Source organism: Nostoc sp. (assembly GCF_036917155.1).
Taxonomy (GTDB): Bacteria; Cyanobacteriota; Cyanobacteriia; order Cyanobacteriales; family Nostocaceae; genus Nostoc.
In genome coordinates this window covers 1-9,949 of the sequence record NZ_JBALDZ010000128.1, presented here as the reverse complement: position 1 = coordinate 9,949, position 9,949 = coordinate 1, and the positions used below count along the sequence as shown (strand labels likewise).

The 9,949-nt window shown below is 39.7% G+C and carries 12 protein-coding genes; 2 read left to right on the top strand and 10 right to left on the bottom strand.

Going from position 1 to position 9,949, the window contains the following annotated elements; translation table 11 throughout:
• Window positions 1-501 precede the first annotated feature (501 nt).
• From V7K67_RS17720 to V7K67_RS17705, 4 genes are all read right to left on the bottom strand, one after another.
• On the bottom strand, window positions 502-1,602 hold the full coding sequence (locus V7K67_RS17720; protein WP_335167747.1) for an AI-2E family transporter: 1,101 nt from the start codon (window positions 1,600-1,602) through the stop codon (window positions 502-504).
• A 284-nt stretch (window positions 1,603-1,886) separates the two neighbouring features.
• Window positions 1,887-2,723 (bottom strand): LssY C-terminal domain-containing protein, encoded by an 837-nt coding sequence (locus tag V7K67_RS17715; RefSeq protein ID WP_335166556.1) that lies wholly within the window; start codon window positions 2,721-2,723, stop codon window positions 1,887-1,889.
• Window positions 2,724-2,759: 36 nt separating this feature from the next.
• Window positions 2,760-4,142, bottom strand: a complete 1,383-nt coding sequence (zwf, locus tag V7K67_RS17710) for a glucose-6-phosphate dehydrogenase (protein ID WP_334731412.1) — start codon at window positions 4,140-4,142, stop codon at window positions 2,760-2,762.
• A gap of 11 nt (window positions 4,143-4,153) precedes the next feature.
• Window positions 4,154-4,429: a hypothetical protein gene (locus V7K67_RS17705; protein WP_334731411.1), complete on the bottom strand. Its 276-nt coding sequence runs from the start codon at window positions 4,427-4,429 to the stop codon at window positions 4,154-4,156.
• 504 nt (window positions 4,430-4,933) lie between these two features.
• On the opposite strand from V7K67_RS17705, the gene V7K67_RS17700 reads away from it, so the two are divergent.
• Both V7K67_RS17700 and V7K67_RS17695 read left to right on the top strand, forming a co-directional pair.
• Window positions 4,934-5,980 carry a J domain-containing protein gene (locus V7K67_RS17700; RefSeq protein ID WP_335167745.1) on the top strand — a complete coding sequence of 349 codons (1,047 nt, stop codon included), beginning with the start codon at window positions 4,934-4,936 and terminating at the stop codon, window positions 5,978-5,980.
• Window positions 5,981-6,050: 70 nt separating this feature from the next.
• Complete coding sequence (locus V7K67_RS17695) at window positions 6,051-6,437, top strand: hypothetical protein (protein ID WP_335167743.1); 387 nt, start codon at window positions 6,051-6,053, stop codon at window positions 6,435-6,437.
• Window positions 6,438-6,845: 408 nt separating this feature from the next.
• Here the strand turns inward: V7K67_RS17695 and V7K67_RS17690 are convergent, their stop codons facing one another.
• The 6 genes from V7K67_RS17690 to V7K67_RS17665 form a co-directional block, all read right to left on the bottom strand.
• Window positions 6,846-7,487 (bottom strand): DUF938 domain-containing protein, encoded by a 642-nt coding sequence (locus V7K67_RS17690; RefSeq protein WP_334730566.1) that lies wholly within the window; start codon window positions 7,485-7,487, stop codon window positions 6,846-6,848.
• Between the two features lie 453 nt (window positions 7,488-7,940).
• The gene (locus V7K67_RS17685; protein ID WP_335167741.1) at window positions 7,941-8,309 is read right to left on the bottom strand and encodes a hypothetical protein; all 369 of its coding nucleotides are present in this window, start codon (window positions 8,307-8,309) and stop codon (window positions 7,941-7,943) included.
• Window positions 8,310-8,375: 66 nt separating this feature from the next.
• Complete coding sequence (locus V7K67_RS17680; RefSeq protein ID WP_334730568.1) at window positions 8,376-8,510, bottom strand: hypothetical protein; 135 nt, start codon at window positions 8,508-8,510, stop codon at window positions 8,376-8,378.
• Window positions 8,511-8,618: 108 nt separating this feature from the next.
• A complete protein-coding gene (locus tag V7K67_RS17675; RefSeq protein ID WP_335167739.1) occupies window positions 8,619-9,104 on the bottom strand; it encodes a hypothetical protein in 486 nt (161 codons plus the stop codon).
• 8 nt (window positions 9,105-9,112) lie between these two features.
• Window positions 9,113-9,364 carry a hypothetical protein gene (locus tag V7K67_RS17670; RefSeq protein WP_335167738.1) on the bottom strand — a complete coding sequence of 84 codons (252 nt, stop codon included), beginning with the start codon at window positions 9,362-9,364 and terminating at the stop codon, window positions 9,113-9,115.
• A 3-nt stretch (window positions 9,365-9,367) separates the two neighbouring features.
• Window positions 9,368-9,661, bottom strand: coding sequence for a hypothetical protein (locus V7K67_RS17665; protein WP_335167736.1), 294 nt, complete (start codon window positions 9,659-9,661; stop codon window positions 9,368-9,370).
• Between the last annotated feature and the right edge of the window lie 288 nt (window positions 9,662-9,949).

The window sequence follows — 9,949 nt, the reverse complement described above, 5'->3', positions numbered from 1 at the left end:
CGAAAAAGGTTAAACACAGAGGTACTGGAACAATAACCAATCCTCCTGTGTTTGTTGTTTCAAGCACTGCATAGCCTTAACTGAACCGTATTGGGTTTTATTTCCATTCGCAAAATATTGGTCGAAAATTTTCCGAGCGTAAACTTGATCATAATCTTTTAACGCTAATGATGATTCCAATTCAAATAGCCACCAATTCAGATTAGATTGCTCTAGTCAATCAGTTACTAACCCACCGCAAGCAGTTGAAAATACAGCAGCAGTAGTTTCAACTCCGACACCAGACGACAAAGCCATCCCTAAATATGACCATATCTTTGTGATTGTTGAAGAAAATAAATCCTACGGCCAAATTATTGGCAATCCCAATGCACCCATCATCAATCAACTGGCAAAAACATAATCTACATTCTTATCATTACTTATTGCGAAAATATTAAGCGCTCATTTTAAGTCTTGGAAAGTAAATCAAACAGTAAATGCTGATTTTTTCTTCGATTTTCAACTTTGGTTGCGATCTTGAGTAATGTCGTTCGATTGAACATCTATTCCAGCTTCAACTCCGACTGACTCTATCAGGTTTTCTGACGGAGTAAACTCATCAATCAGCGTAATTATCACTGCTGCCGCAGGCACTGCAAGTAGCACACCAATAAATCCAAATAGCTTACCCATGACCAAAAATGTTACAATCACCATCACTGGATGAATATTAACTTGCTGACCCATCACCAAAGGCTGAACAACATGGGCATCTATTTGATTCATTACAAAGAAAAGTATCAACACAAATACTATTTTTAGCGGTGAAATACTCAATGCTACTAATGCTGGTAAAAAAGCGCCAATCACCGAACCAAAATAAGGAATTATTTCAAATAATCCCGCAATAATCCCAAATGGTAGAGCTGACGGAATCCCCAAAATCAAAAGTCCAAACGTTGCTCCAACACCCAGAAATATCATCGCTATTCCTGTCCCGAAAATCCAGCCTCGCAATCTTGTCTCACAAGCCTTAAGGATTCGTTTAAACCGTTGATGATGTCGCCTTGGGACTAATCTTAAAATCCCTTTCACTAAGGAATTAGGATCGTAAGCCATGTAAAGCGCTAAAATTAACGTCGCTACCAACTCTACGGTTAAACTCAAAGCTTCACCTAAAAAAACTGGTACTCCCCCTAGTAACTGGTCGGTCAAATTCCGTAATTGTATTAGTGCTTGGGAAATGTCAGGAATAAAAGCAAATTTCTGACGCAGTTGCTCAACATCTCCTGTCAATCTATTGAGATAAGTTGGTAATGTTTTGATTAATTTTTGAGATTCAAATGTCACACTAGGTAGGACTACAGTAGCTAATACCACAACAAATCCGATGATTAATCCAATTAGTAACAAAACAGCAATATCCTGTGATTTGACTAACTTTTGCAAAAACCTTAATAGGGTTCGTAAAATTAAAGCAATCAATGCTGCAACAACTAAAAGTTCTAATACTGGTAAAAGTTGGTATAAAATATAGAGTACCACCGCTACCATTACTGCCAATGGCGCACCGCGAGTTAACTGCGACCATCCATTCTCTGTATCTCTGGGATTCGCCATTACTATCACTTATTCTTCTGTTTTAATTTTACAAATTTAGTGCCTGGGATGGCGCATAATTTTTCAGAATAGCTATGAGCCTGATTAAAACAAGTCTCGTTTTTCTCTCTTGTTTGTGCCCATATAGTCAAGTCAATTTTAATTTGTTTAGATATTTTACTTCCTAGCTAAAATTTTATTCTATTTACCCTCACAGAGGTCTAGAAATTTAAATTATCTTTCTTGAAAAAGAAGTTTAACATTTTGTGCATTTGCATAAAATTATCCTGTTTTCTTGAGTTGAGCTATTTCAAATAGTGTCGCAGCCATGACCACAGTTGATTTTTGAACTGAACAGGCTCTGGTGATGGTGAATAAGTTGATGGTTTTGTTTGAGCAATATTATTCATTGAAAGTACACAAATAGTTAGTTCGCCATCTGTAAAATATCTGTCACCTCCTCCGTTACGACCAACCCATGTGGCCCCTATACCTGTGACTTGATATAATTGGGCAATCTGGTGTGTCAAATCAATACTTTTAATTACGTTATCTCTTTCTTGATCAATGTCTGCGTCAATATGGTGAGTAATCTGTCCTGTGCGGTGGCTAAGTTCCACGCTTTGGTCAAATGTTGCTGAACCTAACCATAAGGGTCTACTATCAGCATTCAGGTTGTTTGATTGCCACAAGCGAATGTGATGTCTAGTTTTGGCATTGTTTCCTGTAGGTAGTTCAAAAGCTAAATCCTGTTTACGGCCCCACAGATATAAATTACTTACAGGTGCAGTTGGGTAAGAATCCTTAAGGAGAACACTTTTAGCAATTCCAACACTTGAGCCTAAGGTGATCGGGTCTGCCGGATACCAGCCTGCTGCCAGTAGCACCTGCACCACTTCTGCTGTTGTACCGACAAATCCAATATTCAAAGGATCTCCAGAGATCCCTTCTGCCGTTTGCGTCGTTTTCGGAGAATGTTCCAGCTTGGGGTTATGTTCGTAGTGACGCCACAGTGCTGGTAAAACCACATAACTCACCACTCCATATAAGCCGAGTAAACCAACTGACGTTCCAAAAATATACCAAAACCAATGTCGATGTTTTGGGTGTTTATCACTATTTGAGTTAGAGGCTTGTTGCATTTGAATCCGGCGACCAAGCTATATTGACTTTTTTAATTAATCATCTCTAGCTAATGGGTTGTACCACTGATCCCTTGGCAAGAGCAGTTGATCTGACTCAGGTGGACCCCATGTATTTGGCTCATACTCATAAATGGGTGTGACGTTATCGAGAATTGGCTGGACAATCCGCCATTCCTCTTCTACGGTATCTTCTCGTACAAACAAGGTGGGATCGCCCCGCATAGCATCACCCAATAGACGTTCATAGGGTTCCATTTCGTCGCCACCTCCGTAAAAGGCTAGGAGTTCAACCGTAGAACCGATCATATCTTCTCCAGGGATTTTAGTGCGAGCGCCCAATCCCACAATTACCTCTGGATCTAGTAAAAAACGAACATAATTACCGTTTTCTTGTCTTCCCTCCTGGAACACATTTAAAGGTGGACACTTGAACTTGACCATCACCTCAGTAGTTTTGACAGGCAATTTCTTCCCAGCCCGAATGTAGATGGGAACTCCTGACCACCGCCACGTATTAATAAATAACCGCACGGCAACAAAAGTTTCTACTTGGGAGTCAGGCGAAACACCTTCTTCGTTGCGGTAATCAGAAAATTGACCGCGAATAATCTCATCGGGTTGCACTTCCCCTATAGCTTTGAGAATACGCTCTTTTTCATCCCGGATGGAATCGGTAGCCTTACTGGCGGGAGCATCCATACACACTGAAGCCAATATTTGCAGCATGTGGTTTTCCACCACATCCCGAATTGCGCCAGTTTCCTCATAGAAGCGCCCCCTTCCTTGAATCCCAAAGTCCTCTGCCATCACAATCTGGATGCTTTCAACATAGTTGCGATTCCAAATGGGTTCGAGAAAAGAGTTGGCAAACCGAAAATAGAGTAAATTCAGCAGTGGTTCTTTGCCCAGGTAATGGTCGATGCGATAGATGGATGATTCGGGAAAAACTGATCCCAGAATTTGATTTAACTCGCGTGCTGATTTAAAATCCCGTCCAAATGGTTTTTCAATTACCACCCGCGCATTTTTAGCACAGCCTGATTCGCCCAATCCTGACACTACTTGTGCAAACAAGCTCGGTGGAATTGCCAAATAGTAGAGGGGATGAGTAGCATCACCAAGGGCAAGACGTAATTTTTCGTAAGTTTCTGGTTTGTTATAGTCACCAGCAACGTATTGGAGTAGACCAGAAAGTTTCTCAAATGCGTCTTGATCTATACCACCATTATGTTCTAAGCTATCACGTGCCCTTTCCCTAAGTTGATCCGTTGTCCAAGATCGTCCGGCAACCCCAATCACTGGGACATTGAGATTCCCCCGTCGTACCATTGCCTGAAGGCTGGGGAAGATTTTCTTGTAGGCCAAGTCACCTGTTGCCCCAAAAAATACCAGTGCGTCTGAATCAGAAGTTTCCATGACTAACCTCTTTAAGAATTAGCTTTTTCATCATGCCCGCCAAACTGATAGCGTATGCCTGACAAAAGTTTGTCGGCAAAGTTTGCTTCTCCACGCCAGCTAAAACGAGCAAAGAGCGCGTAACTTTTCACCGGAGTCGCTACAGATTCAATTGCTGCGTTCTCATTCTGGCGCCCTTCGCCAGAATTTGATACACGACCACCAAACTCTTCTAAATTGCGGCTTGTCAATAAGGCGATCGCTGTCAACCAAGTTGCATAGATTTTTCGCCTTCTGGTTTTGACCAATAATCTTTACCATAATTTATTGTGTCAATAAGCTTTAACTCCTATTTTTAAATGATTCTGGAAGTCCCTTAAGGGTTTGCAGTGGTGATTGCTTCTAACTATTGGAGTAATAATCTCTTGGGTATGGACACACATGTAGGTCTATTATTTGCCGAAAAATGTACATACAAATACCAAGCTTTGTATATTCTTTACATTCTTCTCCTTTCTAAGCAATATTTTTTATAAATCAGTAGTTGACCACAAAAAAAGTGATAAAGAATACATAATTTCCTTTTTGAATGTTGCGATCGCCTCGCCATTCTCACGCTTCTAGAGTAATCATCAAATGAGAAAATTACCACTGGGTAAATCGGTAAATCGTACTTTAGGCACGGGGAATTCTGCCGAATTTGTTAAAAACTTCATTTAAGTTCGTGGTGTATAATCCTTGAGATGTCTTTTTTCGCATTCCTAAGTAATGCGATAGTTATATTTTAAACTTTCAACTTACATACGTATTTCATGCCTCGAAAAACTACAGTCCCATCGCAATCAATTAAAGTAACTCCGCTGGCTCTGTCTCAATTACATATCCGCTTAGAATTTTTAGAAAAAGAACATCAATCACTACTCAAACAGATTAAGAGAAAGCGCACAGAACTGAAGAACTTTGTTGAACAGATGCGTTCTTTTGGCACAGAATTTCTCAATAAAGCTACTCCCGGTTTCCGAAAAATGGCTGAGTTAGACCAGGAAATCCATGCTCTGTTTGAGGAGATTCTTACTACTAGAAAGTTCGGTAAACAAACCCTCAAAAATATACAAGCAGTTTACCGTAACCTACAGATAACTGGAGCCATCAGTCTAAAACCCAACAGCCAACAGTTAGATACATTAGACGAATCATTTGACAATGAAGATTCCCAATCAGATTTTTCAAAGGAAACTAGTGAACAACAGCATCAATATTGGCAAGGACAACAGTCTGTAGACTCTGCCTCTTTTGTCAGAACAGATGACCAAAGAAAAATTCGTCAAACATTTCTGAAATTAGCTGAAATCTTTCACCCTGATAAAGCCAGAGACACTGAAACACAGAAGTCTCACACAGAAATCATGAAAGAAATTAATAAAGCCTACCAAGAGGGGGATTTAGCAAGACTTCTTCAAATTGAACAAAGTCAACAACCCTTAGAAATTATTGACAATAATAACGAGGATGATTTAACCCGTAGATGCCGAACTCTAGAACAGCACAATCAAATCCTCCTCGCTCAATATGAAAAATTGAAACAGGAACTGCGTTTGACAAAAAATACTCCAGAAGGAACGATGGTTTGCGATTCTCGAAAAGCTGCTAAAAAAGGCATTGACGCTATGGCTGCGATCGTAGAAACAATGGAATCTCAAATTAACGTCGTTTCTGAGATTCGGGATTTTGTTAAGGATTTTAGAGAACAGAAAATCACTATTAAAGAATTTCTTGCTGGGCCAACACATCTGCACTCCTTAGATGAAGAAACTATAGAAGATATTTTGGAGCAGATGTTGTCAGAATTAATGAGATAGCAGTTTTTTCTGAAAAATTTTCGCTTTATTTGTGAATGCTCTGCTCAACTTCAAATGATTTTACAGAACTATGCCAATTAAAAAACACATTAATCTGAATGTTGGAAGTTTTCTTAATCCCGCAGATAAAAAGATAGTTGTCAATTTAGCTACTGGAGATATTTTAACTTTAATCACCCAAGAATTAAAAACTCGTTACTCCCCAGAAACTCAAAAACAATTACTTGAGGAGAGTTCCCAGTTGTTGCCTGATTTCGTGCTTCAAGAATTATTAAAGCGCCAAGAGCAGGTAGTAAACGTTAACCCCGACACCTTAATAGTGGTTAACTGTCAAATAGCAGAGACAGAAGCCGATGATTTAGGATTTGATTTAAATGTCGAAGCATATTTTGTCATTGCAGATACAACAGGTCAAAACCATTTTCGGGCTAATATAGCAATCCGGAATCATACGTGAGAAAATGCTTAACCCATAAATGTAGTTTCAAACACTCATTGATGACTTGATTTGGAGACTAGAATTATATACATTGCATAATATATAGCTTAAAAATTAGTTTTATAAATCACGTTGTATATCTCCGTATATTCTCATAAATCATTTAGGATTGCTATAAGATAGTCCTTTGGTCAAATATATGGGGTGATGAAGAAAAACTTTTTGATTTAGAAGATGAACTAGGCGACCAATTCTGGACTAATTATCAAATTCAGTTGCTTTTTGATGAAAAAAATCAGCAAACAATTGAACTGTCCGTCTCACAAACAGATGATTATGCAGCAACGTTAGAATTTGACCCATCGCTGAAAAGGTTTTCACCATCTATAGTTCCCTTTACGGATAATGATTTTTAAAATTTATTCACTATACAGAACGTTGAAACACTACTGAAAGATTATTTGCTGGCATCAGGTAAATCTGTTTCAAAGTGAGATTTTGTGCGCTAGCTACTGCTACAACATCATCCAAGTTACGCACACCCCACTGTTGGTTTTCGGCGCGTAAATATTCGTCAAAAGCTGCATTAGTTGCTGCTGTATGTTCCCCACCTTGTTTGAAGGGGCCATACAAATAGAGGATACCTCCTGGTTTTAGGATACGACCTGCTCCTGCCATTAACCCCACACAGGCAGACCAAGGTGAAATGTGAATCATATTGATGTTGACGATGGCGATAATTGGCTCTCTAAGGAGCCAATCAAATGCACCATTTTCCACTGCCCAAACTGGTTCTCTGACATCAAGATATTGCGGTGCATAAACGTTATCACATTCATTGTGTTCAGTCCATGCAATAATACTCGCTCGTAATTGTGGATTGACATCTGTTGGTAGCCACAGACAATCCCTGAGCCTGGACGCAAAAAAGACTGCGTGTTCACCAGTACCACTTGCTATTTCCAAAATAGTGCCACTCTCGGGCAACACTTGTAAAAGTACTTCTAGAATTGGTTCGCGGTTACGCTCGGTTGCTGGTGCATATTGTCGTGCGTCTTGTGGTGTCATCTGTATCCTTCTACCTTACGCTACCAAAAAATTACATCTTCACGGACGGAATCAGTAGCTAAATCTGCTTTAAATAACTTAGTCAATAATATATAACTTGTTTTTTTCATTATGTGTAGCTATCGCCTGCTAAAGTATTGCTTATTTAAATTACAACGGCGATGTGAGAGCTAATTCATCAGCCATCGCTTACCGTTAATCCCCGTCAGCACAAAGTTATTCTTCCTCCTCCTCGTCATATTCATAATCTGCATAATCCTTCCCGTGTTGCTCGTACCAGAGGCGTTCTTCTTCAATAGCCGCTTCCCTCTGTATCGAATGGCACTAAGAAAAGCGTAAATCCCTGCTATTCCTAGCTTTTGGGTGTGGGGTGTAGGGTGTAGGGTGTGGGGAATTAAGAAGATGTTGAACTCCTTGACGTACTGGCATTGAAATTGTCTGAATCCCCAGTGACTAAAACTTGTTGTCCTGGATCTGAAAGCCGCATTGTTTATATAGAAGGGCGGCGATTTGGGTTATCCAGTTAGCCAGCCGATTGAATTTATGCTCAATAGCTTTGCTGTTATCGTTGAGCCGATAGATGTAAATATTTTCTTTATCGCCTTCGTATTGAACTAAATGCCGTTCTATTTTGCCTTCAGTTGAGTTGAGCTTATTAAGTAAATCATCTTTAAGGGCATCAACCTCCGCCAACATATTTCTTTCAACACCAGAAATCCTAGCATTAATATTAGCTTCCACCTGAGCTAACCTATAGATTGCTCCAATCAAGCCAAGCAATCCACTAATAATAGTTAACGTACTAACAATATCTATTTTCATTTGTTAAAAAATATTGTAGCGATTACAGAAACAACATTAGACTTGCTTCTGTAATCACTGATGTAATTAGGATTGGGATTGAGTTGGTGTCTCGTCAGTTGTAGTAGGTTCTACTTTTTGAGCTTGAACAGTTAAGTAATGCTCAATGAAGGAAGCCACTATCTTCAAAAATTGTCCGACAGTAGAAAGTGTTATGTGCATAATTTTCCGCAGAGTTAATTAGCGTTTTATAGCAACATTGCAGATTGCAGTATTTTGATCTGGAATGTTACCGTAAAAATTCAGCTAATTGGGAATTTTACTTTAATGTTAATGAGGCAAGGCATCAATCTTGCTTTCAATTCGCGGCAAGTCTACATTAATGATTTGATTAACCAAGTCATCAGTAGAATCGCTTTCTGTTCCGGTGTATTCAAACAAGGTAAACGTTACATCTTGAAACCATTTAGGCACGTCAAAAGTGACAGCGTAACTATCAACCAATTTCGGGAAAATAATCAAAGTTAGCCGATTAAGGTAAAGCCGCCGCTTTTGTACTGCATCCGAATCTGGTAAACCACCAACAGTTAAGCCGAGATTAATTCGCTGATTTAAGAATCCGCCAAAGTACCACGTCGGTTTCTTGTAAGAGCAACTAACAGAGACAGCAATAACATTACTTTCCAAAAGCGTCGGAACAGTAATAGTAGGAATTGGAGTGTAAGATTCTCCATTGTTACTTACTGCCTGAACGGTGGTGCTATAGAATAAATCCCAGTTAGCGGAATTGCCTAACTGCAAAACTGGATTACCCATATCAAGCTTTAAGCTAGATAAATTTCTATCAAGTTTTCTTCAACTTCTTCAATGTAGTCGTCCATGTTTTCAATAACAGGCTCGACCATCTCCAATAAGTCTTCAGGAGAGATTGCACCAGAAAGCATCAGCTTTACAGCCGACTCAACCAGCATTGAATTCCTGATTGCCTGCTGCATTTCTAATAAAGGGTCGGTGGGAATGAGTAAATAAAAACATTCCCCAACCGAACGCTGAAAATTGATAACTTCTGTTTGCATTTCCTAGTTTGCAGGGATATCGGTGACAGTGCCTGAACCAGTTGGTTTCGCAACCCCAAAGAAACCTGCTTCGGGGTGATGACTGAAAAAGGGGGGTACTATCTGGCTGCTGTTCGGAGCTTGGTTTTTGGGGTTTTTCAGAGTAATCAGGAACTTTTGGCATTGAGGCAAACTATATTTTAGTACACCATAGGCTAAATAGTGTTGACCAAAATATTCACATTCAGCGTTGGCACATTCTTTCCCCTTTCCTGCCACAAACATTGCTCCGTTTAGGGTTTGAATGGTTTTTCGCATGTGCCAAGATGGAAGGCTAACTAATCTTGTGTTGCAATGGATACACAATTCTCGTTCACATTTTACAATTATTCGTTTGGCATCCGGGAAATGTCTTTGTGGGCGATGCCGAGGCTTTTTTTCGATCACGAAGCTTTTACTGCTGGTAGGTGCTGTTTTTACCTTACAACACTTATTAGACAGTCAGGGCTACCCCAATACGGTTCAGTTAAGGCTATGCAGTGCTTGAAACAACAAACACAGGAGGATTGGTTATTGTTCCAGTACCTCTGTGTTTAACCTTTTTCG

Bases quoted from the DNA above. Each gene is read 5' to 3' on its own strand.
- V7K67_RS17670 (WP_335167738.1), bottom strand. From the start codon at position 9,364: ATGCAAACAGAAGTTATCAATTTTCAGCGTTCGGTTGGGGAATGTTTT.
- V7K67_RS17680 (WP_334730568.1), bottom strand. From the start codon at position 8,510: ATGCACATAACACTTTCTACTGTCGGACAATTTTTGAAGATAGTGGCT.
- V7K67_RS17695 (WP_335167743.1), top strand. From the start codon at position 6,051: ATGCCAATTAAAAAACACATTAATCTGAATGTTGGAAGTTTTCTTAAT.
- V7K67_RS17685 (WP_335167741.1), bottom strand. From the start codon at position 8,309: ATGAAAATAGATATTGTTAGTACGTTAACTATTATTAGTGGATTGCTT.
- V7K67_RS17700 (WP_335167745.1), top strand. From the start codon at position 4,934: ATGCCTCGAAAAACTACAGTCCCATCGCAATCAATTAAAGTAACTCCG.
- V7K67_RS17665 (WP_335167736.1), bottom strand. From the start codon at position 9,661: ATGCGAAAAACCATTCAAACCCTAAACGGAGCAATGTTTGTGGCAGGA.
- V7K67_RS17720 (WP_335167747.1), bottom strand. From the start codon at position 1,602: ATGGCGAATCCCAGAGATACAGAGAATGGATGGTCGCAGTTAACTCGC.
- V7K67_RS17675 (WP_335167739.1), bottom strand. From the start codon at position 9,104: ATGGGTAATCCAGTTTTGCAGTTAGGCAATTCCGCTAACTGGGATTTA.
- zwf (WP_334731412.1), bottom strand. From the start codon at position 4,142: ATGGAAACTTCTGATTCAGACGCACTGGTATTTTTTGGGGCAACAGGT.
- V7K67_RS17690 (WP_334730566.1), bottom strand. From the start codon at position 7,487: ATGACACCACAAGACGCACGACAATATGCACCAGCAACCGAGCGTAAC.
- V7K67_RS17715 (WP_335166556.1), bottom strand. From the start codon at position 2,723: ATGCAACAAGCCTCTAACTCAAATAGTGATAAACACCCAAAACATCGA.